Origin of the sequence: Glycomyces mayteni, assembly GCF_042428885.1 — a bacterium.
Taxonomy (GTDB): Bacteria; Actinomycetota; Actinomycetes; order Mycobacteriales; family Micromonosporaceae; genus Glycomyces; species Glycomyces mayteni.
Window position 1 is genome coordinate 821,825 of the sequence record NZ_JBHMBP010000001.1, and the last position, 22,174, is coordinate 843,998.

The following is a 22,174-nucleotide window of genomic DNA, read 5'->3' on the forward strand; positions in this document are numbered from 1 at the left end:
TGCCTACTTCTTGCGGCGCTTGGCCGGGGTGACCTGGAGCTTGAACTTCGCGGTCACCTCCGGGTGCAGCTTGACCGACACGTCGTAGGTGCCGACCGACTTGATGGTCGAGGCGAGCTCGACGCGGCGGCGGTCGATCTTGGGGCCGCCGGCCTCGTCGACGGCCTTGACGATGTCGGCCGCGGTGATGGAGCCGAAGAGGCGGTCCCCGTCGCCGGTGCGGGCGACGATGTGGGCGTCCGTCTGCTTGAGCTGGTCCGCCACCGAGCGGGCCTTGTCGAGGTCGTGGATCTGGCGGGAGGCACGCGCACGCTGGATCGCGTCGACCTCCTTCTGTCCGCCCTTGGTCCAGGCGATCGCAAGGCCCTGCGGGAGCAGGTAGTTGCGGCCGTAACCGGGCTTGACCTCGACCACGTCCCCCGCCGAACCCAGGTTGGGCACTTCATGAGTCAGGATGATCTTGATGTTCGCCATGTCGTGCTCCTTCCTAGCGGGTCTGGCTGGTGTACGGGAGCAGGGCCATCTCGCGGGCGTTCTTGACGGCCGCGGCGATCTGGCGCTGCTGCTGGGTGGTCACGCCGGTCACACGGCGGGCACGGATCTTGCCGCGGTCGGAGATGAACTTCCGCAGCAGCGCCGTGTCCTTGTAGTCGACGTAGGTGATGCCCTCTTTTTCAAGCGGGTTGGGCTTCTTCTTCGGCTTCCGCAGGGGAGCCGATTTCGGGTTGGCCATGTCTCTGTCTTGCCTCTTAATCGAGATCGTTCCGGGCGGAGCGCCCGGTTAGAACGGCGGGTCCTCGTCGAAGCCGCCCGAAGCGGCGGCTCCGCCGCCCGCGGGGGCGGCCGAGGCCCAAGGGTCGTCGGGTGCCGAACCGCCGCCGGAGCCCGCGCCGCCCCCGAAGGAACGGCCGCCGCCTCCGCCGCCGGACGCGCCGGACCGGTTGAGCTTCGCGGTGGAGAACCGCAGCGCGGGGCCCACTTCCTCGACGTCGAGCTCGTACACAGTGCGCTTCTCGCCCTCGCGGGTCTCGTAGCTGCGCTGCTTGAGCCTGCCCTGCACGATCACGCGGGTACCGCGCGAAAGCGACTCGGCGACGTTCTCGGCGTACTGGCGCCAGACGCTGCAGGTGAGGAACAGGGCCTCACCGTCTTTCCACTGGTTCGACTCGCGGTCGAACGTGCGCGGGGTCGATGCGATGCGGAACTTCGCGACGGCGGCACCGGACGGCGTGTAACGCAGTTCGGGGTCGTCGACGAGGTTGCCGATAACCGTGATGACTGTCTCTCCTGCCATGACCTATCTCCTTGACGGTCTCGCAGTTGCAGGGTCGGGTTACCGAAGCTCCGGTCGCAGCACCTTGGTCCGCAGCACCGACTCGTTGAGCCGGAGCTGGCGGTCCATCTCAGCGACGGGACCGGGCTCGGACTGCAGGTCGACGACGGCGTAGACGCCCTCGTTGCTCTTGTTGATCTCGTATGCCAGACGGCGACGGCCCCAGACGTCGATCTTGTCGACGGCCCCTCCGGCGTCCTTGACGCCCTTGAGGAACTTCTCCAGCGTCGGGCCGACCTGTGCCTCCTCGATGTTCGGTTCGAGGATCACCATGAGTTCATAGTGCCGCAAGATCGCTCCACCTCCTTCGGTCTCAATCGGCTGCGGTCTCTCCGCAGCAGGAGGAATCACTTGCGCGTCGCCCGCCTCGCGGCGGGCAACCTGGCAATCGTACCTGCTTACAGGCGGTGCGGCCGGGGCCGCTCCGCCTGGGTGTGACGGTACCCGCCGGGTCCGACAGGACCGGGCGCGACACCGCCCCGAAACGCCCGCGGCGTCCGGTTCCGCGAGCGGCCGCGCCGCGTCCGCCAGGCGGGACGGCCGCGCTAAGTTCGATCCCATGACATCGGAGTTCCACTACACCGACCTGCTTCCCACCGGTCCGGACACCACCGAGTACCGCCTGCTCACGACGGACGGGGTGAACACGGTCGAGGCCGCCGGGCGGCGCTTCCTCACCGTGGAGCCCGAGGTCCTCACGCAGCTCGCCGCCGAGGCCGTCAAGGACATCTCGCACTTCCTGCGCCCCGCGCACCTCGCGCAGCTCCGCTCCATCCTCGACGACTCCGAGGCCAGCGGCAACGACCGCTTCGTCGCCATGGACCTGCTCAAGAACGCGAACATCGCCTCCGGCATGGTCCTGCCCATGTGCCAGGACACCGGCACCGCGATCGTCATGGGCAAGCGCGGAAGGCACGTCCTCACCGACGGCCGCGACGCCGAGCACCTCTCCCGCGGCGTCTGGCAGGCCTACCGCGACCTCAACCTCCGCTACAGCCAGATGGCCCCGCTGACCATGTGGGACGAGAAGAACACCGGCTCGAACCTGCCCGCGCAGATCGACCTGTACGCCGAGGGCGACGACGCCTACAAGTTCCAGTTCATCGCCAAGGGCGGCGGCTCCGCGAACAAGTCGTTCCTGTTCCAGGAGACGAAGGCGATCCTCAACCCCGACGCGATGATGCGGTTCCTGGAGGAGAAGCTCCGCCAGATCGGCACCGCCGCGTGCCCGCCGTACCACCTCGCGATCGTCATCGGCGGCACCAGCGCCGAGTACGCGCTCAAGACCGCGAAGTACGCGTCCACGAAGTACCTCGACTCGATGCCCACCGAGGGCTCCGCGTCCGGGCACGGCTTCCGCGACATCGCCCTGGAGCAGGAGGTCCTGGAGCTGACCCGCCAGTTCGGGATCGGCGCCCAGTTCGGCGGCAAGTACTTCTGCCACGACGTGCGCGTGATCCGCCTGCCCCGCCACGGCGCGTCCCTGCCCGTGGCCATCGCCGTCTCCTGCTCCGCGGACCGCCAGGCCATGGCCAAGATCACCGCCGAGGGCGTGTTCCTGGAGCAGCTGGAGCGCGACCCGAGCCGGTACGTCCCCGAGGTCCGGGAGGACGACCTCGACGACGAGGCCGTGCGCATCGACCTCGACCGGCCCATGTCCGAGATCCGCGCCGAGCTGTCGAAGTACCCGGTCAAGACCCGCGTGTCCCTCACCGGGACGCTCGTGGTCGCCCGCGACATCGCCCACGCGAAGATCAAGGAGCGCCTCGACGCCGGCGAGGAGATGCCGCAGTACCTCAAGGACCACGCCGTCTACTACGCCGGCCCCGCGAAGACCCCCGAGGGCTACGCCTCCGGGTCCTTCGGGCCCACCACCGCCGGGCGCATGGACTCCTACGTCGACCAGTTCCAGGCCGCGGGCGGCTCGTTCGTCATGCTCGCCAAGGGGAACCGCTCGCAGCGCGTCACCGACGCATGCAACGCGCACGGCGGCTTCTACCTCGGCTCCATCGGCGGCCCCGCCGCGAAGCTCGCCCAGGAGAACATCAAGTCGATGGAGGTCCTGGAGTACCCCGAGCTCGGCATGGAGGCGGTCTGGAAGATCGAGGTCGAGGACTTCCCGGCGTTCATCGTCGTCGACGACAAGGGCAACGACTTCTACGAGGCCACCCGCCAGCCCGTGCTCACGGTCGGGCGCCGCCGCCACATCACCGTGACGTAGGCACCGCGGACCGCAGGCCGCCGACCGTTCAGGTCGGCGGCCTTTCCCTTTGCGTCCCTTGATGAACCAAGTGAATTGTGAGACAGCGCACAACGCCTGTCCGGATCGGTGCGAACGGCCAGAATCCGATCCGCCGCTCGGCGGAATTATCGCAGCGGCGCTGTCGCCCCTGTGTCCTTCCGAGCGGTTTCGGGGGATCGCAAACCCCCGCGCACCAGGCAATACCCGCAAAACCAGCGACCCGACAAACCCCGCCCGCGCCATTACGATCCGATCATCCCTACCGCTCAGTACCCACTTCGGAATCCGCGATGATCGAACACTTCTCCCACGGGTACGCCACCCTCCCCGTGGCATTCCTCGTCTCCATGACCGGCTCCGCCCTCGGCCTCCTCCTCGCCCGCCACGCCCGCCGCCACAAGACCCCCGGACGGCGCGCCCTCTGGCTCACCGTCGCCGCGTTCGCCATCGGCGGCACCGGCATCTGGGTCATGCACTTCGTCGCCATGCTCGGCTTCGCCGTCCGCGACGCCCGCATCCTCTACGACCCGTGGACCACCGCCCTCAGCGCCCTCATCGCCGTCGCCGTCGTCGCCTGCGGCCTCTACGCGATCGGCCTCGGCCGCTACACGCCCCTCAAGCTCGCCGCCGCCGGGACGCTCACCGGCATCGGCGTCGCCGCCATGCACTACACCGGCATGGCCGCCCTCAGCGCCGACGTCGAACTCGACTACCGCCCCGCCTACGTCGCCGCCTCCGTCGCCATCGCCATCGGCGCCGCCACCACCGCCCTGTGGCTCTCCTGGCGGCTCCAGCGCGCCTCCTCCATGTGGCTCGCCGCCGCCGTCATGGCCCTCGCCGTCAACCTCATGCACTACACCGGCATGCTCGGCCTGCGCACCGCCGGCGGCGCCGACGAGGCCCCCCACGGCGTCGACGCCGCCGACCTCGTCTTCCCCATGGCCACCCTCACCGCGATCGTCCTCCTCGTCCTCGTCTTCACCGTCGTCATGGTCCCCACCGACGAGGAGCTCAAAGCCGACGAGCACCTCTCCTCCCTCCAGCGCCGCACCACCGACCGCCCCGTCGCCGGACGCAAGCCCCCGCGCTACTGACCCGCCCTCCCCGCCCCCGCCCCGTACGCTTGCACCCCAGCCCCTCCCGACCCAGGAAGGCACCCGTGTGAAGCTCCGCCCCAAGTGGTACGCCCCGCTGCTCGCCGCCCCCCTCGGCGTCCTCGCCGTCGCCCCGATCCCCCTCGTCGAACCCGGCACCGGCTACGACCAGGCCGGATTCTGGATCCTCGCGGGCATCGCCTCCGGCTGCGTCGCCCTCATCGGGCTCGCCCTCCTCCCGTTCGCGATCGTCAGGGTCGAGGAGCGCGAGCTGTGGGTCCGCGGCAAGTACGGCTGGTCCCGGCAGGTCGAACTCGCCGAAGGCGAGCGCTGGGTCGCCGCCGACGGGAAGCTGCTGGCCCGCGGCGCCGACGGCACCCTGAACGAGCGCCGCAGCGTCCGCCGGTGGACCGTCCGCGGCGCCGACTGGGCCCGCCTCGAAGCCGCCTACGGCGAGGACCGCTAGACCCGGGCGCACGGACCGGCCCCGCCCAGGGGAGGGCGGGACCGGTCCGCTTGCGAGAGAGGGTAAAGCCTGCTAACCGCCCACGGTGTTGGCGAAGTTGTAGCCGTTCGTCCGGTCCCAGTTGATCGACCAGGTCATCGCCCCGCCGATCCCGGGGTAGGACTGCGCGGGCACGAAGTCCCCGCAGCGCTGACGCGTCTCCAGGCAGGTGATCGCGTCGTTGACCATCGTCGGGTTGACGTAGCCCGAGCCCGCGGCGCTCTGCACCGCCGGGAGGCCCAGGCCCACCTGGGACGGGGCGAGCCCGGCCTGGAGCTGAATGCACGCCTGCGCGGTCAGGAAGTCGATGTCGCCCTGGGCGTACACCTGGCCGTTGCAGCCGAGCATGGTGCCGGAGTTGTAGTACTGCATGTTGACGATCGTGAGGATGTCCTTGGTGTTCACCGCGAGCTGGTAGTACCCGGCCGAGGTGGACTGGAAGTCGATCGTCTGCGGCGCCATCGTGTACGTGAAGCCGGGCTTCGCGGAGGCGACCTGGCGCAGCGCGGACTCGATCGCGCCCGCGTTGATGCCGTGCTCCAGGTCGATGTCGACGCCGTCGAACCCGAACTCGTTCATGAGGGACACGACGGAGCTCGCGAACGCCGCGGAGGTGGCGGCGCTGTTGATGGTGACGTTGCCGCGCTCGCCGCCCACCGAGATGATCACGTCCCGGCCCTGGGCCTGGATCGTGTCGATGTCGGCCTTGAATTCGGCCTCGGTGTACCCGGCGCCTGTGAGGCTGGAGTCGAGCGCGAAGTCGATCTGGCCGGGCGTGGACGTGGACTCGGCGAAGGCCACGGCGATGATGTCGTACGTCGCGGGGACGGCGCTCAGCTCCATGACGCCCGAGCCGTTGTCGAAGTTGTGCCAGTAGCCGGTGAGGTTGTTGCCGCCCTGGCCGGGGCCGCCGGTGGGCTCCTCGGTCGGCTCCTCCGTGGTCGGGGGCTCGGCGCCGTCGCAGGCGCCGAGGTCCTCCCAGACGCCCCACTGGCCGGTGGTGCCGGGGGTCTCGCCGGTGGTCCACCACTTGGCGCGGTACTCGCGGTCCTGGTGGCTGACGCGGTCGCCGCCGACGTAGACGGCGCCGCTCTGCCAGGGCGCGCCCTCGCAGGCGGCCTCGGCGAACGCGCCGTTCGCGAAGGCGACCGGCAGGGCGACGGCGCCTGCCGCGGCGAGGGTGGTGGCGGCGATGACGGCCGCGGATCGTAGGCGTCGCAAGGGACCTCCATATATTTAAAGATTCCTAAATGTATGTCCTTCATCGTGTCGGTCATCACGCCGCTTGTCAAGCCTTCGGGGCACAGAAAAATCCGACTCGCCCGGTTTGCGGGCCGCCTTGCCAAGGCCCGCAACCGAACGAGTCGGACTCCTTACTATTCGTCGCTAGGCGGCCCCGCGCCGTCCCCCCAGGTCCTCCGCGCCCGCGCCCCGCAGCCGCCGCTCGCGCTTCCCGCGCGCGAGCTCGGTCTCCAGGGCGTCCAGGGGCCCCGCGAAGGCGTCCTCGAACCGCGCGAGCCACGCCCGCACCGCGTCCAGCCCGGCGTCGTCCACTCCGTAGATCCGGCGCGTCCCCTCCGCCCGCACCGTCACGAGCCCGGCCTCCCGCAGCACCTTCAGGTGCTGCGAGACCGCGGGCTGGGAGATGCCCAGGCCCTCGCGCATGACGGCCGCGACCTCACCGGCGGGGCGGTCGCCCGCGCCGAGCAGCTCCATGATGCGGCGCCGCACCGGGTCGCCGAGCGCCTCCAGCGCCGCATCCGCCATCGCAGCCTCACTTCCGTCGGGACCGCGCCATTATGCCGGGGCGCTCACGGCGCCTCGGGGGCCACCGTGAAGAACCGGATCGCGTTGGCCGCGGCGGCCTTCGCCGCCTCGGGCTCGTCGCCGTCGGCGATGGCGGCCTCGCCCCAGGACTCGCCCGCGATCGTGGAGAACCGGACGCCGACGGGGCCGACCGCCCACTTCTCGGCCTCGGCCTGGTCGACGTCCTCCCCGCCCGCGAGGTGCAGGTCGAGGCCGAACAGGGCCGAGTCCCAGCCGATGCCGACCGCCCCGGGGCCGAACTGCCCCCAGAACTCGGGGTCGACGGGGGCCTCGTGGACGAGTTCGAGGACCGTCCCGCCCCCGGCCTCGCTCAGGTGGACGTCGAGCCACGAGAGGCCGCCCATGAACTCCCACGTGACGGCGAGCTCGGCGGGCGCGTCGCACCGCACGATCTCGCCCCCGGCGTTCCCTTCGAGCTGGTACCGGCCGCCCTCGCGCAGGTCGCCGCTCAGCGGCAGGAACCAGCGCGGGATGCGGTCGGGGCTGGTGACGGCGTCCCAGACGTCGGCCCGGTCGGCCTTGTAGGTGCGGCGCGCGACGACCAGGCGCGTCGGCTTCCCGTCGCGCTCGCCGGTGCGGACCTCCCGCGCGACCGCCTCGACGGCCCCGATCGGGTCTACGGCATCGAACATGTGCCCCTCCTAATATAAGTTGAGACTTATACTAGGAGGGTGCGGGCCGGTCCGTCAACGAACCCGGGAAATCAGTGGAACCGGGAGATCAGCGCTCCACGTACCCGAGGAGGTCCTGCCGGGTGAGCACGCCGACCGGCTTGCCCTCGGCGAACACCATGAGCGCGTCGCGGTCCTGGAGCGACTGCACGGCCCGCTCGACCTGCTCGCCCGAGCCGATCGTCGGCAGCGGCGCCCCGATGTGCCGCTCGATCGGGTCGTGGAGCGTCGCCTTCCCGCCGAACAGCGCGTCCATGAGGTCCCGCTCCGCGACTGCGCCCGCGACCTCGCCCGAGGTCACCGGCGGCTCGGCCTTGAGGACCGGCATCTGGCTCACCCCGAACTGGCGCATGATGTCGATCGCCTCGCGCACCGTGTCCTGCGGGTGGACGTGGACGAGCTCGGGGATGTCCCCGTTCTTGGCGGCGAGCACCTCGCCGACGGTGGTCTCCCCGGACCCGCCGAGGAACCCGAACTCGGTCATCCACGAGTCGTTGAAGATCTTCGAGAGGTACCCGCGGCCGCCGTCGGGGAGGATCACCACGACCACGTCGTCCGGCCCCGCGTCCTGCGCGACGGTGACGGCGCCGACCACGGCCATCCCCGCGGACCCGCCGACGAGCAGGCCCTCCTCGCGGGCGAGGCGCCGCGTCATCGCGAACGACTCCGCGTCGGTGACCTCCACGATCCGGTCGGCGAGTCCGCGGTCGTAGTTCGCGGGCCAGAAGTCCTCGCCCACGCCCTCCACCAGGTACGGCCGGCCCGTGCCGCCCGAGTACACCGAGCCCTCGGGGTCGGCGCCCACGACCTGCACCTTGCCGCCGGAGACCTCCTTGAGGTACCTGCCGATCCCGGTGATCGTCCCGCCGGTGCCCACGCCCGCGACGAGGTGGGTGATCCTCCCCTCGGTCTGCTCCCAGATCTCGGGCCCGGTCTGCGCGTAGTGCGACGCGGGGTTCGCGGGGTTGGAGTACTGGTCGGGCTTCCACGCCCCGTCGATCTCGGCCATGAGCCGGTCGGAGACCTTGTAGTAGGACCTGGGGTCCTCCGGGTCCACCGCGGTCGGGCACACGACGACCTCCGCGCCGTACGCCTTGAGGACGTTCCGCTTGTCCTCGGAGACCTTGTCCGGGCACACGAACACGCACCGGTAGCCGCGCTGCTGCGCCACCATCGCCAGTCCGACGCCGGTGTTCCCGCTGGTGGGCTCGACGATCGTCCCGCCGGGCTTGAGGGCCCCGGACGCCTCGGCCTCGTCGATCATGCGCTGGGCGATGCGGTCCTTGACGGACCCGCCCGGGTTGAGGTACTCGACCTTCGCGAGGACGGTCGCCGGGGCGCCGCCGGTGACGGCGCCCAGCTTCACCAGCGGGGTGTTGCCGATCAGGCCGAGCACGGATTCGTAGTACTGCATGGTCACAGCCTAGGGCCTGCCCTGCGAAACCGGCCGTGCGCAACGGCCCGTGCACGTCCCGCTGCGTGGATACGATCGGCGGTGGTGGCGCCCGCGCCGGTTCGACCGGCGAGAATCGGGGCGCACACCTCTTTCGCAACGTAGGGAGACAGGCATGAGCACCGCCGACATCGGCGTGGTCGGGCTGGCCGTCATGGGCTCCAACCTGGCACGCAACTTCGCCCGGCACGGCTTCACCGTCGCCGTCTACAACCGCACGTACGCCAAGACCACCGAGCTGGTCGAATCGCACGGCGACGAGGGCGACTTCGTCCCCTCCGAGGAGCTCGCCGACTTCGTGGCCTCCCTCAAACGCCCCCGCAAGGCCATGATCATGGTCCAGGCCGGGCCCGCCACCGACGCGGTCATCGACCAGCTCGCGGCCCTCATGGAGCCCGGCGACATGATCATCGACGGCGGCAACGCCCACTTCGAGAACACCCGCCGCCGCGAGGCCGCGCTGCGCGACAAGGGCCTCCACTTCGTCGGCACCGGCGTCTCCGGCGGCGAGGAGGGCGCCCTCCTCGGCCCCGCGATCATGCCCGGCGGCTCCGAGGAGTCCTACGAGTCCCTCGGCCCGATCCTCGAAGCGATCGCCGCGAAGGCCCCCGACGGGACGCCCTGCTGCACCCGCCTGGGCCCCGACGGCGCCGGGCACTTCGTCAAGATGGTGCACAACGGCATCGAGTACTCCGACATGCAGCTCATCGGCGAGGCGTACGACCTGCTGCGCCGCGGCGTCGGCATCGAGCCGGCCGACCTCGCGAAGACCTTCGCCGAGTGGAACGCCGGGGAGCTCGACTCCTACCTCATCGAGGTCACCGCCGAGGTCCTCGGCCACGTCGACGCCGCCACCGGCAAGCCCCTCGTGGACGTCATCGTCGACCAGGCCGGCCAGAAGGGCACCGGCCGCTGGACCGTCCAGAACGCCCTCGACCTGGGCGTCCCGGTCACCGGCATCGCCGAGGCCACGTTCGCCCGCGCCCTCTCCTCGGGCACGAAGCAGCGCGAAGGCGCCGTGGACCTGCTCACCGGTCCCACCGCGAAGACCGACTTCCCGGAGACGTTCGTCGAGGACGTCCGCCAGGCGCTGTACGCGTCCAAGATCGTCGCGTACGCGCAGGGCTTCGACCAGATCGCCGCCGCCTCCGCGGAGTACGACTGGGGCATCGACCTCGGCTCCTGCTCGGCGCTGTGGCGCGCGGGGTGCATCATCCGCGCCCGCTTCCTCGACCGCATCACCGAGGCGTGGCGCTCGGACCCCGACCTCCCGACGCTCCTCGCCGCGCCCGAGTTCACGAAGATCGTCACCGACGCGCAGGACGCGTGGCGCCGCGTCGTCGCCACCGCCGCCCTCGCGGGCATCCCCACCCCGGGCTTCTCCTCGGCGCTCGCGTACTACGACGGGCTGCGCTCGCGCCGCCTGCCCGCCGCGCTCATCCAGGGCCAGCGGGACTTCTTCGGCGCGCACACCTACAAGCGCACCGACCGCCCGGGCACCTTCCACACCGACTGGTCGGGCGACCGCGCCGAGCACGAGGTCTGAGGACCGCGAAGCGAGACGCCCCCGCCCGTCGGGCGGGGGCGTCCTCCGTTCAGTCGCCGAAGCGCGGGCCGTAGGACCCGCCGAGGTCGACCGGCTCGGCGGGCCGGTCGCCGTTCCTGAGTCGCTTGACGAGTGCGACGAGCCGCCACGGGTCGAGCATCCCGTCGGTGGACCCGCACTCCTCGTCCGGCAGCCACCGGAACGTCAGGTGCCGCTCGTAGTCGATGTCGCTGAGCATGCGGGGCGCGAACCGCTCGACGGGCAGGTGGAAGTACCAGTTCTTCTGGACCAGCAGGCGGCCGTGCGGGAAGCACACGTAGGTCCCGTGCCCGACCGGTCCGGCCAGCGCCTCGGGCGCGACCTTGAGCGCGGTCTCCTCGTACAGCTCCCGGGCGGCCGCGGCCGCGGGGGCCTCGCCGTCCTCGACGCCGCCGCCGGGCGTGAACCACCGTTCGACGCCGTCGCGGCAGCGGTCGCCGCCGACGTGGAGGACGGAGCCGTCGGGGGCCGTGAGGATGACGCGCGTCGAGACGCGGAAGTCCGCGCCGGTCTCGGATTCGAGGCCGCCCATCAGGCGGCCGGCGCGTCGGCCGGGGTCCCGGCCGGCTCCAGGTGGACCGGCTCGGTGGGGACGTCGCCGTCGATGAGTCGTTTCACCAGCTGCGTCAGGGACTCGATGGGGTGGTCGAAGCCCGCGGTGGTGCCGAACTCGGTCGCGGGGATCCAGTTGAACTCGAAGTCGGCCTCGTAGGCGTCGCCGCCGGAGACGTGCGGCTCGAACCGCTGCACGCGGACCAGGAAGAGCTGGTTCTCCTGCGTGAAGGGGCCGCTCTCGCGGTCCGCGTGGTAGTGCTGGCGGGCGACCGGGCCGGTCACGTCCGCGGGCGGGACGCGCAGGCCCGTCTCCTCGAACAGCTCGCGCACGGCGGCGTCGAGGGGGGTCTCGCCGGGGTCGATGCCCCCGCCGGGCAGGAACCAGCGGGCGGGGCGGTCCGCGGCGGCCGACCGGCCGATGAACAGCACTGCGTCCTGTTCGTCGATCACGATGCACCGCGCGCCGTACCGGTCGATTCGGGTGGGTTCGTTCGTCGCGCTCACCGGTCAAGTATGGGGGCACGCTCGGTAGTCGTCCAGCCCCTATCGGTGTCCCATGTCCACGCGCCCCACGGGATGCGAAGGGGCGCAGCCGGTCTCGGATCGTCCAGGAGCGCCGTGAGCAGCGTCGCGATCCCCGCGGGGAACACCAGGGCATCGATCCGCGTCACTTCCGGGACGGTGAGCCACACCGCCTCGGTGAACTCCTCCCGTTCGATCGCCTCCAGGCCGTCGCGGACCGGCGCGAAATGCGCGGTGCGCACGAAGAAGTACGCGTCCTGCGACGCCACCACCAGGTCCGGGCTGTCCGACCACGTCCCGGCCGTCTCGGCGACCACCGGCCCGAGCGGCCCGTCCAGCCGCAGGCCCGTCTCCTCGAACACCTCGCGGACCGCGCCCGCCTCCAGGGACTCGCCCGCGTCGAGGCCGCCGCCGGGCGTCACGTAGTACTCCACGCCCGGCCCCATGTAGTCGGTGCTGCGGAACAGCAGCACCCGGTCGGCCTCGTCGACCAGGAGGACCCGCGCGCACCGGCGCCGCACCAGCTCACCCATCCCCCGAGCATCCCACCGCGCCCGCGCCTCCGGGACGCGGGCGGGCCCGCGGCGTGACGCGCCGCGGGCCCCTGGTTCCCCTTGCAGGTCTTATGCGGCGGCCGGGACGGCGGCCGCGCCGTCCTTGCCCTCTTTGCGCTCGGCGATGAGGCGCTTGGCGAGCCGCGCCGACGACTCCGCGACGCCCATGATCACGAGCGCGTTGATCGCGTGGAACCCGAAGACGATCTGCCCCGGGACCGTCCCCGCGACGCTCACCAGCGCGATCAGCGACTGGAGCACGACCAGCCCGAGGACGCCCGCCGCGAGCCCCGTGAGCTTCCCGCCCGCCCGCGACAGGGCCGCGAACAGGATGCCCAGCAGCGCCACCGCCGCGATGAGCCGCCCGTTCATGATGTGCAGGGAGAACGACTCGTCGGGGGAGCCGGTCCCCAGCGCCCCGTACCCGGCCAGGAAGAACTGGATCCCGATCAGCGCGTGGAGCACGCCGATCCACACCCGATAGAACCTAAGCATCGACATTCCTCGTTTCGATCTCGTCTTGGACGGCGTCGACCGCGGTCATCGCCCCGAACGTCAGCAGATGGACCACGCAGTGGTCGGTGAACACCTCGCCGCGCCACGACGCCACGTCGGCGTCCGCGACCGCGCCCGGCGCGAGCGCCGCGCCCACGGCCAGCCGCGCCCCCAGGGCCGCCTCCCGCGGCAGGCCCCGCCCGCCCGCGAGGTCCGGCACCCGGTCGGCCAGGTCCGTGCCGTGCGCGCCCACCGTCCGCGCCACCGCCTCCACGGCCGCATCGGAGAGCAGCATCGACCCGTACGCGGCCATCGACCGGACCGCGCCGTACGCGCGCCCCACCGGAGTCCCTGCGGCCCAGGCGGGTTCACGCACCGCCGTGCCCCGCGCCCACTGCGGCCGCTCTTCCAGCAGCGGCAGCGACGCGCCCGCCTCAAGCTCGGCGGCCACGGCCTGGCGGACCATCCGCGACCCGACCGACCTTCCGAGGCGCGTCGCCAGCACCGGGCTCGGCGCCTCGTTCACCGCCAGCACCTTCAACAGGCGCGTGAGCAGCTCGAACACGAGCGCCGTCCCGATGAACCGCGGCGCGGCCTCCGCCGGGAACGGCCCCTCCGCGGTGGGCGCGGCCGCCCAGTCGGCGAGCGCCGCCCACTCCGGCGGCGCCACGCCCGTGCGCAGCCCCTCGGCGAGCTCGGGCTCACCGGCCGCGTGCAGCATCGTGACGTGCGCGTCGGTGCAGAACCGGCACCCGTTGCGCACCGCCACCACCGTGGCGACGACCTCCTTCGCCTTCCGCTCCGCGGGGCCGCCGACGAGCAGCGACTCGCGCAGCAGCGACCACACCGGCGCCAGCAGCTCCGGCGCGGGCGAGAACATCGTGAGCGCCGGGCCCAGGACGCCCAGCTCGGCCTTGACCTGCCGGTACACCTCGGCCACGACGCCTTCGGCGTGCCTCGGATCGACAGGGACGACATGCCTGACCGCAGGGGACACGGGAGGCTCCCTCCTCGTTCGGGGTTCGGGCGGCCCAGCGGCCGCCGCACCACTCCAGACTCCCCGCCGCACGCCCCCGCGTCGTCCGCCCCGGGGCGGCATCCGCGGCCTCGCCGTACGCGGCAGCACCGACCCGCGCGTACACCCAGCGCGGTACCCGGGGCCTGCACCGCGGGCCGACGCCGCCGCCCGCCTGCGGCGATACCATCGGTGGCATGCCCACTCCCCCCGAGACCCGCGCCCCCGGACCGCGCGGCAGGCGAGCCGAGCTCCTCACCGGACGGCGCCTCGACCTGGTCGTCACCGCCGTGATGCTCGCCGACACCCTCGCGGCGGGCCTCATCAAGGACGTGCGCGACGGCATGCCCCCGTGGGGCTGGCTCCCGCTCATGCTGGGGCCCTTGGTGTTCCCGCTGTGGCGGCGCCACCCGCGGCTCGTCCTGGTCCTCGCCGTCGGCTCGGTCCTCGCCTCCGGGCCCCTCGGCGTGGGCCCGCTCGCGGTGGTCCCGGCGCTGGTCGCCATCGCCGTCGCCATGTACACGGGGTACCGGGCGCTCTCGGTGTGGACGGTGCTCGCGCTGTCGGCGGTCACCGCGCTGGGGAACCTGCACAGCGCGGGCTGGGAGTTCGACGCGCAGGTCGTGGAGCGGACGCTCCTGGTCGTCGGCTGGCTGCACGTGGCCCTCATCTCGGGCCTGTCGCGGCGCCAGAGGGACGCGTACATGGCCGAGGCCGAGCACGTCCGGGAGGAGGCCGTCAAGCGCAAGGCCGCCGACGAGCGGGTCCGGATCGCCCGGGAGCTCCACGACTCCCTCACCCACTCGATCTCCGTCATCCGCGTCCAGGCCGGCGTGGCGATCCATCTGGCGCGCAAGCGGGGCGAGGAGCCGCCGACGGCCCTGGTCGCGGTGGAGGCCGCCGCGAAGGACGCGACGCGGGAGCTGCGCGAGACCCTGACGATGCTCCGCGACGACGACGGGCACCGCCTCGACCGCGTCGAGGACCTCGCCGACCGCTACCGGGGCCTCGGGTTCACCGTGGACGTCGAGTGCGAGGTCGACTGCGCGGTCCCGGTGGACGCCGAGACCGACCACGCCGCGTACCGGATCGTCCAGGAGGCGCTGACGAACGCGGTCCGCCACTCCTCGGGCGACCGGGTCCGGGTGCGGGTGCGCCGCGAGGACGGCGCGCTCGTCGTGGAGGTCGCCGACAACGGCGACGCCGCCGCCGTCGTCCCCGGCCGCGGGATCACCGGCATGCGCGAACGCGTCGACGACCTCGGCGGGACCCTCGATGTCGGACCCGGCGCGTACGGTTTCACCGTCCGGGCGTCGCTCCCCGATACCGCACTTCCTGCCGCCGGCTCCGCGGTCGCGGGGGGCGCGCCCGAACTGGAGGAGTCGCGGTGATCCGGGTCCTGCTCGCCGACGACCAGCCGCTCATGCGCGGCGGGTTCCGGGCGCTCATCGACGCCGAGGACGACATGACCGTCGTCGCCGAGGCCGCCGACGGCCCCACGGCCGTGCGCCTCGCCGCCGAGGCCCTGCCGGACGTGGCGCTCCTCGACGTGGAGATGCCCGGCGGCGACGGCATCGGCGCCGTGCGCGCCATCGCCGCCGACGACCGGCTCGGCGACGTGCGCGTCGTCATGCTCACCAACTACTCGTTCGACGCGTACGTGTTCGACGCGCTCCGCGCGGGCGCCGCCGGGTACCTCGTGAAGGACACCGAACCGGAGGAGCTGCTGCGCTGCGTCCGGGCCGCGGCGGGCGGGGAGACGCTCCTGTCGCCGCAGATCGCCGCGAAGCTCGTCGCCGAGTACGTCGCCCACCCGCCCTCGCGCCTCGCCGGGCAGGTCGAGGGGCTCACGACCCGGGAGACGGAGATCGTGGCGCTGGTGGCGCGGGGGCTGACGAACGCGGAGATCGCGGAGCGGCTGTTCATCAGCCCGGCGACGGCGAAGACCCACGTGCACCGGGCGATGATGAAGCTCGCGGTCCGCGACCGGGCGGGCCTGGTGGTGTTCGCGTACGAGTCGGGCCTGGTGCAGGCCAAGGGGACCGGTTAGGCCGCGCTCGGCTCCGAGGCCTCGCCCGCCGCGGTCCCGGCGGTGTCGGCCTCCGGGTCGGCGGTCGCGTTGTACTCGTACCCGAACAGCAGGGCGGCGTTGGTGATCCACAGCCACACGAGGAACACGATGACGCCGCCGAGCGCGCCGTACGTCTTGTCGTAGCTGCCGAAGTTCGCGGCGTACAGCCCGAACCCGGCGGAGGCGGCGAGCCACAGGACCACGGCGAGGGCCGCGCCGGGCGCGCGGCGGCGCAGCCGGGACCGCTTCGCGGGGGCGAGCCAGTACAGGAGCGCGACGATGACGACGACGAGCACGGTGATCGCGGGCCATTTCACCCAGCCCCACACGGTGACCGCGGCGTCCCCGGCGTGCAGTGCGCGCCCGACGGCGCGGGCGGCGGACCCGCCGGTCGCGGCGACGACCGCGCACACCGCGGTCAGCGCGCCGACGACGACGGTGAGGACGACCCTGACGACGAGCACGGTCCACCACTTGCGGGTCTCGTCGGCGCCGTCGACGGCGTTGAGGGCGCGGGAGAACGCGGCGACGTAGTTGGAGGCGGCCCACAGGGCCGTCGCGAGGCCGAGGAGCGCGAGGAGCCCGGCGGTGCGCGGGTCCATTTGGAGGCGCGCCACCGCGTCGTCGATGATCGTCATGGAGTCGCCGGGCACGAGCGTTCCGGCGCCGTCGAGGAGCGACGCGGTCGCTCCGGCGTCGAGGAGCCCGATGAGGGAGGTGCCGACGAGGATCGCGGGGAACAGCGACAGCACCGAGTAGTAGGTGAGCGCGGCCGCGGCGTCGCCGCGGCTGGCCGCCCCGTATCGCTTGGCGGCTTTGATGATCGACCGTCCACCCATCACTCCACGGTGCCAGGCGCGCGGGGCTTTCGGGGCGGTTCGCGACATCCGGTCCCGTCCTAGTCCCGCTCGCCGGTGTCGGGCCCGGTGGTGAGCGCCCAGATGACGAACACGTCGACGGCGATGACGAGGGTGGCCCACAGCGGGTACTGGGGGGCGAGGAAGAACTGGTTCATGGCGGAGACGACGGCGACGAGCAGCCCGGCGTACCCGCCGCGGCGCAGCCGCTCCAGGCGCCGGGACCGCACCCGGGCGAGCTGCACGAAGCCGATCGCGATGGCGGCCAGGCCGATCGCGAGGTTGACCCAGCCCCACCCGGTGTTGTCGGCGCGGTACCAGTAGCCGCCGCCGGTGAACACGTACGCGTCGCCGGAGGCGACGGCGTACCCGATGAACACCTGCCAGGCGCCGACGAGCAGCAGCAGGACCCCGGCGAACCCGGAGCCGCCGCCGCCTCGGCGCGGCGCCCAGTCCTTGTCGGTCATGCGCGGTCCCCCCGGGAGCAGGCGGCGTTGTCGCCGCGTCCGCACAGCTTAGGCGACCGCGGACCGCAACCGGGGCATCCACACTCGACGCCGCCGGGGCGTATCCGGCATACCGCGCGGAACGCGTCCCGGGGGCGTCTCACGGGCCCCCTGCGGTGTCGCCGGTCCCGGTGCGGCGCAGCCAGTTCGCGAGGAGCGCGCTCCCGTCGTCGGTGAGGATCGACTCGGGGTGGAACTGGACGCCCTCGACGTCCACGGTGCGGTGGCGCAGCCCCATGACCGTCCCGTCCTCGCTGGTCGCGGTGACGCGCAGCGGGTCGCGGACGCTGCCGGGCTCGACGGCGAGCGAGTGGTACCTGGTGGCGGTGAACGGGTTCGCGAGCCCGGCGAACACGCCGGTCCCGTCGTGGAGGATCGGGGAGGTCTCGCCGTGGCGCAGCTCGGCGGCGCGGGAGACGACCGCGCCCCAGTGCTCGGCGATCACCTGGTGCCCCAGGCACACGCCGAGGACCGGGACGTCCCCGGCGAACCGGTCGAGGAGGTCGTGGCCGAGGCGGGCCTCGTCGGGGCGGCCGGGCCCGGGGGAGAGCAGCACCCCGGCGGGGCGCAGCCGCACGGCCTCGTCCACATCGGTCCGGTCGGAGCGGCGCACGTCGACGCGGGCCCCGAGGGCCCGCAGGTAGGAGACGATGGTGTGGACGAACGAGTCGCGGAAGTCCACCACCAGCACGCTTCCCGTCACGGCCCGCTCCGGTCGGTCACCCGTCGTCCTCGCCGGTCTCCCCGGTGGGGGACTCGGCGGTGTGCCAGTCCTCCGGGTCGAACTGGGTGTCCTGGCAGTCGACGCCGGGCGTGCAGGTCGGGGACGCGCCGTCGCCGCCGTCCTCGGGCTGCTCGACGTCGACGCCGCCCGCGGGGTCGACGTTGCTCCACGGCATGTGCGGTCGGATCGCGGGGAACGCCACGAACCACAGGAGCGCGAGCGCCCCGGCGCCGAGGGCGACCGAGCCGATGATCTTGCCCGGCAGGCCGAACGGGAGCTTGCTCCAGATCCACGAGTACACGTCAGGCCTCCGAGTCCACGGCCGCGTCGGGCAGGTCGCCCTCGGCGTCGCGATCGATGGTGTCGACGAGCTGGCTGTAGACCACGTACCGCTCGTAGTTGTCCCACAGGGGGTGGCAGGTGAACAGGGTCAGCCAGTGGTCCTCGTCGCCGGGTTCGGCGCCGGGGTCGCCGGGGACGGGCGCGGTGATGTCGACCTGCGTCTCGTCGACGACGACGTGCTCCTGGACCTCGTACACGTAGAAGTAGTCCTTGGTCTCGATGACGACCTTGTCGCCCGGCTCCAGGTCGCGGATCTTCTGGAAGATCGCGGGCACGTTGTGGCCCGCGAGCGTGAAGTTCCCCATCTCGCCGGGCATGGCCCCGTCGAGGTACCGGCCGGGCGCGTACTCGATGTCGGCGGGCTCGGTGCCCTCGACGAGCGTCCACGACTCGGGGCGGATGTCGGGGGCCCACATGCGGGCGAACGCGTCGCCGAGCTCGGGGACGGGGGAGCCCTCGTCGCCCTCTTCCTCGGCCTGCCACATGGTGTCGAGGTCGGTGGAGAGGGTGTCCTGCTCGTTGTTGATCTCCCCGGAGACGCCGAAGACCTCGTAGGCGGCGTACAGGAGGACGATCGCGCCGAGGCTGATGAGGACCTCGCCGAGGCCGCGCACGGTGGAGCGGGCGCCGTCGCCGCGGTGGCGCTTGACGGTGCGCTTCTTGCGGGCGGCCGACTCGGCGCCGGGCGGGGCGGGGACGTCGTCGGCGGGGATGACGGGGAGGATCGCGGTGCCGTCGGGCTCGGGGACGAGCGGGGCCTTCGCGAGCTTCGGGGGGCGCAGCGCGGTCGTGGTGTCGTAGTCGGGCTCGGCCGGCTCGGCGGGGGGCATGCGCGGGCCGGGGCTCGGGCGCGCGCCGGGCGGCCGGTCGCCGGGGACCTGGGCCTTCCCGGCGGCACCGGGGACGCTCGCGCGGCCGGGCGCCGGGGCGGGCGGACCCGCTTGGGGCGCAGGCGAAGCCGCCCGCGGAGGGCTCGGCTGCCGGACCTGCTGGCCCTGTTGCTGAGCCTGCTGCTGACCGTGCGGCGCCTGCGGAGGCGAGGGCTGCGGCCCTTGCTGCTGGGGCCCGCGGGGCGGGCTCACCGGTGGTGGTTGCTGCTGGGGCGCCGGTCCGGGGGCGGCCCCCTGGGGACCCTGCGGACGAGGGGGAGGCTCGCTCGCGAAGGGGGACCAGTCCTGATCGCTCACCTGGAAATTCCCCTCAGTCGTGCCCGTGTGCTGCGGGCGCTGTCGTAACCATAACGCGCGAGGCAATCCTAGGGTTGTCCCGCGAGGGCGAGTATCGCCCGAACGGGCAGCCCACCGGCGCCGCCGCGGCCCCGTGTCCCGGGCGCGCCGGGCACAGCGGCGCCGCGGCGGCGATGCGGTTCCCGCCCTACTCCTTACACGCCTTCGGGGCCCGGAATCGGGCAGCTCACCTCCGGGGTGTGAGCTACGCGATGCCGCGCGGACGCGGCGTCACCGGCGGGCGGTACCCTGGACGCCGGACATGTCCCTCAGTTGGAGAGTCGTCGATGCCGAAGTCACGCGTGCGCAAGAAGAAGGTCTACTCAAGCTCCGCCGGGACGAGCACCAGCTCGGGCGAGAGCTACGAGCCGAGCCCCACCTGGGTCCCGATCACCGCCGTCGCCCTCATCGTGATCGGCATCGGCTGGCTGACCCTGTTCTACCTCTCCGGCATGGCCTACCCCGTCGCGGCCTGGGGCTACTGGAACCTCGCGGTCGGCTTCTCCTGCATGGTCGCGGCCCTCCTCGTCCTCTCGAAGTGGCGCTGACCGAGCCGGCCCCGGCGTCCCGCTCGTGAACCCGAGTCCTCCTCGCACGGACTCGGCCCCCCGAAAGTGTCGGACCCCCGGCGTACTCTTGTGCCAGGGGTCCCTTAAGGGCGGATTTATCGGCTTATTTCGTGATCCGCCCGACTATGCCTTTTTCGGTGCGCCTCTCGTTACAGCAGTTCGAACACCGTCGCGTTCGCCATGCCGCCGCCCTCGCACATGACCTGGAGGCCGCGCCGCAACCCGTTGGCCTGCATGTGATGCAGCATCGTCGCGGCCAGCCGCGCGCCCGAGGCGCCCAGCGGGTGGCCGAGGGCGATCGCGCCGCCGTTCGGGTTCAGCCGCTCCTCGTCCGCGCCCGTCTCCGCCAGCCACGCCAGCGGGATCGCCGCGAACGCCTCGTTCACCTCGAACACGTCGATCTCGTCGAGGTCGAGTCCGGTGCGCCGCAGGATCTTCGCCGTCGCCGGGATCGGCCCGTCCAGCATCAGCACCGGGTCCGAACCGACCGCACACGCCGCCGCGATCCGCGCCACCGGCCGCACCCCGAGCCGCCGCGCGTGCTCGTCGGTGGTCACCACCAGCGCCGCCGCCCCGTCGGAGATCTGCGACGACGTCCCCGCCGTCACCGACCCGTCCTCCAGGAACACCGGCCGCAGCGCCGCGAGCCGCTCCAGGCTCGTGTCCCGCCGAATGCCCTCGTCGGCGCCGACGCCCGCGACCGGCGCGATCTCCGCCGCGAACCGCCCGCCGTCCGCCGCCGCCGCGGCCTTCTCATGGCTCGCCAGCGCGAACGCGTCCATGGCCTTCCGGTCGATCCCGTACTTCGCGGCGACCCGCTCCGCGGCCACCCCCTGGTCGAACGGCACCGGCGCCGACACGTCCAGCTCCCCCGCGTACCGCTCCCGCACCGCGGGACCGTACGGCAGCCCGGCGCCCTCGCCGACGCTCGACCCCATCGGCACGCGCGTCATCGACTCCACGCCCCCCGCGACCACGACGTCCGCGTGCCCGGCGAGCACCGCCGCGGCCGCGAACGCGACCGCCTGCTGGCTCGACCCGCACTGCCGGTCCACCGTCGTCCCCGGGATCGCGTCGGGCCAGCCCGCCGCGAGCACCGCGTTCCGCGCGACGTTCCACGACTGCTCCCCGACCTGCGAGACGCACCCGAGCACCACGTCGTCCACCGCGTCCGGCCCCAGCCCCGACCGCGCCAGCGCCGCGTTCATCGCGTGCGCCGCCAGGTCCACGGGGTGCACGCCCGCCAGCACGCCCTTCCGCCGCCCCAGCGGCGTGCGCGCGGCGGCGAGGACCACCGCCTCAGCCATTGCGGTACACCGGCGCGACCACCGCGCGCGCGATCGTGTTGAACGTCAGGTGGAACGCCCCCACGGCCATCGACGCCCCCGCGTCCACCTCGACCGGCGACCCGAGCGCGTGCACGGCGAACAGGTACCGGTGCTCCGGGTCGCCCGGCGGCGGCGCGGCCCCCGCGAACCCGATGGTCCCCGAGTCGTTGCGCAGCTGCACCGCCCCCGGCGGCGGCGAGCCCGCCGCGCCGGTCGCCAGCGACGTCACCGACGCGTCCAGGCCCAGCAGCATCCAGTGCCACCAGCCCGACCCGGTCGGCGCGTCCGGGTCGAAGCAGGTCACCGCGAACGCCGCGGTCTCGGCGGGGAACCCCGACCACGCCAGGTGCGGGGACACGTCCTGCCCGGCCACCTGCGGGTCCGCCAGGACCGCGCCGTCGGCGACGTCGTCGGAGACGACCGCGAACGACGGGACGGGGGGAAGGAAATCGTAGGGCCACGGGGCCCTCGTGCGGTCGAGCGACGTCATCGTCCTCCTCCTTCCGGGCCCCTGGGACGGAACGGTCCGCCCGCGGGGCCGCGGGATCTGCGCTTCACAGCGAACGGCTTCTCCTGCACCGTATCGCGCCCGCGCCCCGGCCCGGCCCGGACCGCGCGGCAGCACCCGCGCGCCGCCGCGCCCCCGTGCCGCGCCCTGACCGGCCCTGCCCTGCGCTCCCCGCCCGTGCCGCGGCGTGAA

The 22,174-nt window shown here is 72.7% G+C and carries 27 protein-coding genes; 7 read left to right on the plus strand and 20 right to left on the minus strand.

Going from position 1 to position 22,174, the window contains the following annotated elements:
* Nucleotides 1-3: 3 nt before the first annotated feature.
* The 4 genes from rplI to rpsF are packed head-to-tail and all read right to left on the minus strand — an operon-like array spanning nucleotide 4 to nucleotide 1,624.
* Nucleotides 4-465, minus strand: a complete 462-nt coding sequence (rplI, locus tag ACFFXY_RS03880; protein WP_382347373.1) for a 50S ribosomal protein L9 — start codon at nucleotides 463-465, stop codon at nucleotides 4-6.
* A gap of 22 nt (nucleotides 466-487) precedes the next feature.
* Nucleotides 488-733: a 30S ribosomal protein S18 gene (gene rpsR / locus ACFFXY_RS03885; RefSeq protein ID WP_106362737.1), complete on the minus strand. Its 246-nt coding sequence runs from the start codon at nucleotides 731-733 to the stop codon at nucleotides 488-490.
* A gap of 48 nt (nucleotides 734-781) precedes the next feature.
* Nucleotides 782-1,294, minus strand: a complete 513-nt coding sequence (locus ACFFXY_RS03890; RefSeq protein ID WP_382346035.1) for a single-stranded DNA-binding protein — start codon at nucleotides 1,292-1,294, stop codon at nucleotides 782-784.
* 39 nt (nucleotides 1,295-1,333) lie between these two features.
* Nucleotides 1,334-1,624: a 30S ribosomal protein S6 gene (gene rpsF, locus ACFFXY_RS03895; RefSeq protein ID WP_106362735.1), complete on the minus strand. Its 291-nt coding sequence runs from the start codon at nucleotides 1,622-1,624 to the stop codon at nucleotides 1,334-1,336.
* Between the two features lie 268 nt (nucleotides 1,625-1,892).
* Here rpsF and ACFFXY_RS03900 point away from each other — a divergent pair, with 268 nt between their 5' ends.
* The 3 genes from ACFFXY_RS03900 to ACFFXY_RS03910 all read left to right on the plus strand — a co-directional run bounded on the left by ACFFXY_RS03900 (nucleotide 1,893) and on the right by ACFFXY_RS03910 (nucleotide 5,135).
* Nucleotides 1,893-3,554: a fumarate hydratase gene (locus ACFFXY_RS03900; RefSeq protein ID WP_382346037.1), complete on the plus strand. Its 1,662-nt coding sequence runs from the start codon at nucleotides 1,893-1,895 to the stop codon at nucleotides 3,552-3,554.
* A 311-nt stretch (nucleotides 3,555-3,865) separates the two neighbouring features.
* Nucleotides 3,866-4,669, plus strand: a complete 804-nt coding sequence (locus ACFFXY_RS03905; protein ID WP_382346039.1) for an MHYT domain-containing protein — start codon at nucleotides 3,866-3,868, stop codon at nucleotides 4,667-4,669.
* Between the two features lie 67 nt (nucleotides 4,670-4,736).
* On the plus strand, nucleotides 4,737-5,135 hold the full coding sequence (locus ACFFXY_RS03910) for a hypothetical protein (protein ID WP_382346041.1): 399 nt from the start codon (nucleotides 4,737-4,739) through the stop codon (nucleotides 5,133-5,135).
* 72 nt (nucleotides 5,136-5,207) lie between these two features.
* On the opposite strand, the gene ACFFXY_RS03915 is transcribed toward ACFFXY_RS03910, so the two are convergent.
* From ACFFXY_RS03915 to ACFFXY_RS03930, 4 genes are all read right to left on the minus strand, one after another.
* On the minus strand, nucleotides 5,208-6,395 hold the full coding sequence (locus tag ACFFXY_RS03915) for a glycosyl hydrolase family 18 protein (protein WP_382346043.1): 1,188 nt from the start codon (nucleotides 6,393-6,395) through the stop codon (nucleotides 5,208-5,210).
* A 165-nt stretch (nucleotides 6,396-6,560) separates the two neighbouring features.
* Nucleotides 6,561-6,941, minus strand: a complete 381-nt coding sequence (locus ACFFXY_RS03920; protein ID WP_382346045.1) for an ArsR/SmtB family transcription factor — start codon at nucleotides 6,939-6,941, stop codon at nucleotides 6,561-6,563.
* Nucleotides 6,942-6,985: 44 nt separating this feature from the next.
* The gene (locus tag ACFFXY_RS03925) at nucleotides 6,986-7,633 is read right to left on the minus strand and encodes an SRPBCC family protein (protein WP_382346047.1); all 648 of its coding nucleotides are present in this window, start codon (nucleotides 7,631-7,633) and stop codon (nucleotides 6,986-6,988) included.
* Between the two features lie 88 nt (nucleotides 7,634-7,721).
* Nucleotides 7,722-9,086 (minus strand): cystathionine beta-synthase, encoded by a 1,365-nt coding sequence (locus ACFFXY_RS03930; RefSeq protein ID WP_382346049.1) that lies wholly within the window; start codon nucleotides 9,084-9,086, stop codon nucleotides 7,722-7,724.
* A gap of 154 nt (nucleotides 9,087-9,240) precedes the next feature.
* Between ACFFXY_RS03930 and gnd the strand changes: the two genes are divergently transcribed.
* Nucleotides 9,241-10,671, plus strand: coding sequence for an NADP-dependent phosphogluconate dehydrogenase (gene gnd / locus ACFFXY_RS03935; RefSeq protein WP_382346051.1), 1,431 nt, complete (start codon nucleotides 9,241-9,243; stop codon nucleotides 10,669-10,671).
* A gap of 49 nt (nucleotides 10,672-10,720) precedes the next feature.
* Here gnd and ACFFXY_RS03940 read toward each other — a convergent pair whose 3' ends face one another.
* The 5 genes from ACFFXY_RS03940 to ACFFXY_RS03960 form a co-directional block, all read right to left on the minus strand.
* Nucleotides 10,721-11,242: an NUDIX domain-containing protein gene (locus tag ACFFXY_RS03940; RefSeq protein ID WP_382346053.1), complete on the minus strand. Its 522-nt coding sequence runs from the start codon at nucleotides 11,240-11,242 to the stop codon at nucleotides 10,721-10,723.
* Nucleotides 11,242-11,769: an NUDIX domain-containing protein gene (locus ACFFXY_RS03945; RefSeq protein ID WP_382346054.1), complete on the minus strand. Its 528-nt coding sequence runs from the start codon at nucleotides 11,767-11,769 to the stop codon at nucleotides 11,242-11,244. Before ACFFXY_RS03945 ends, ACFFXY_RS03940 begins: the two co-directional genes overlap by 1 nt.
* Nucleotides 11,766-12,320, minus strand: coding sequence for an NUDIX hydrolase (locus tag ACFFXY_RS03950; protein WP_382346055.1), 555 nt, complete (start codon nucleotides 12,318-12,320; stop codon nucleotides 11,766-11,768). Before ACFFXY_RS03950 ends, ACFFXY_RS03945 begins: the two co-directional genes overlap by 4 nt.
* 90 nt (nucleotides 12,321-12,410) lie before the next feature.
* Nucleotides 12,411-12,836 carry a DUF6220 domain-containing protein gene (locus ACFFXY_RS03955; RefSeq protein ID WP_382346057.1) on the minus strand — a complete coding sequence of 142 codons (426 nt, stop codon included), beginning with the start codon at nucleotides 12,834-12,836 and terminating at the stop codon, nucleotides 12,411-12,413.
* On the minus strand, nucleotides 12,829-13,833 hold the full coding sequence (locus ACFFXY_RS03960) for a carboxymuconolactone decarboxylase family protein (protein ID WP_382346059.1): 1,005 nt from the start codon (nucleotides 13,831-13,833) through the stop codon (nucleotides 12,829-12,831). Before ACFFXY_RS03960 ends, ACFFXY_RS03955 begins: the two co-directional genes overlap by 8 nt.
* 215 nt (nucleotides 13,834-14,048) lie before the next feature.
* On the opposite strand from ACFFXY_RS03960, the gene ACFFXY_RS03965 reads away from it, so the two are divergent.
* Together ACFFXY_RS03965 and ACFFXY_RS03970 are read left to right on the plus strand one after the other, a co-directional pair.
* Nucleotides 14,049-15,242: a sensor histidine kinase gene (locus tag ACFFXY_RS03965; RefSeq protein WP_382346061.1), complete on the plus strand. Its 1,194-nt coding sequence runs from the start codon at nucleotides 14,049-14,051 to the stop codon at nucleotides 15,240-15,242.
* The gene (locus ACFFXY_RS03970; RefSeq protein ID WP_382346063.1) at nucleotides 15,239-15,901 is read left to right on the plus strand and encodes a response regulator; all 663 of its coding nucleotides are present in this window, start codon (nucleotides 15,239-15,241) and stop codon (nucleotides 15,899-15,901) included. Before ACFFXY_RS03965 ends, ACFFXY_RS03970 begins: the two co-directional genes overlap by 4 nt.
* Here the strand turns inward: ACFFXY_RS03970 and ACFFXY_RS03975 are convergent.
* The 5 genes from ACFFXY_RS03975 to ACFFXY_RS03995 form a co-directional block, all read right to left on the minus strand.
* Nucleotides 15,898-16,761 carry a YihY/virulence factor BrkB family protein gene (locus tag ACFFXY_RS03975; RefSeq protein WP_382346065.1) on the minus strand — a complete coding sequence of 288 codons (864 nt, stop codon included), beginning with the start codon at nucleotides 16,759-16,761 and terminating at the stop codon, nucleotides 15,898-15,900. The two genes, ACFFXY_RS03970 and ACFFXY_RS03975, sit on opposite strands and share 4 nt — an antisense overlap.
* Nucleotides 16,762-16,820: 59 nt before the next feature.
* Nucleotides 16,821-17,246 (minus strand): DUF7144 family membrane protein, encoded by a 426-nt coding sequence (locus tag ACFFXY_RS03980; protein WP_382346067.1) that lies wholly within the window; start codon nucleotides 17,244-17,246, stop codon nucleotides 16,821-16,823.
* A gap of 139 nt (nucleotides 17,247-17,385) precedes the next feature.
* A complete protein-coding gene (locus ACFFXY_RS03985) occupies nucleotides 17,386-17,988 on the minus strand; it encodes an anthranilate synthase component II (protein WP_382346069.1) in 603 nt (200 codons plus the stop codon).
* A gap of 16 nt (nucleotides 17,989-18,004) precedes the next feature.
* Entirely contained in the window at nucleotides 18,005-18,310 is a 306-nt protein-coding gene (locus ACFFXY_RS03990; RefSeq protein WP_382346071.1) for a hypothetical protein, read from the minus strand.
* 1 nt (nucleotide 18,311) lies between these two features.
* On the minus strand, nucleotides 18,312-19,181 hold the full coding sequence (locus tag ACFFXY_RS03995; protein WP_382346073.1) for a class E sortase: 870 nt from the start codon (nucleotides 19,179-19,181) through the stop codon (nucleotides 18,312-18,314).
* A gap of 683 nt (nucleotides 19,182-19,864) precedes the next feature.
* Between ACFFXY_RS03995 and ACFFXY_RS04000 the strand changes: the two genes are divergently transcribed.
* Nucleotides 19,865-20,125 (plus strand): cell division protein CrgA, encoded by a 261-nt coding sequence (locus tag ACFFXY_RS04000; RefSeq protein WP_359947023.1) that lies wholly within the window; start codon nucleotides 19,865-19,867, stop codon nucleotides 20,123-20,125.
* 170 nt (nucleotides 20,126-20,295) lie between these two features.
* Here ACFFXY_RS04000 and ACFFXY_RS04005 read toward each other — a convergent pair whose 3' ends face one another.
* Nucleotides 20,296-21,453: a thiolase family protein gene (locus tag ACFFXY_RS04005; protein ID WP_382346075.1), complete on the minus strand. Its 1,158-nt coding sequence runs from the start codon at nucleotides 21,451-21,453 to the stop codon at nucleotides 20,296-20,298.
* A complete protein-coding gene (locus ACFFXY_RS04010) occupies nucleotides 21,446-21,964 on the minus strand; it encodes a YbhB/YbcL family Raf kinase inhibitor-like protein (protein WP_382346077.1) in 519 nt (172 codons plus the stop codon). Before ACFFXY_RS04010 ends, ACFFXY_RS04005 begins: the two co-directional genes overlap by 8 nt.
* Between the last annotated feature and the right edge of the window lie 210 nt (nucleotides 21,965-22,174).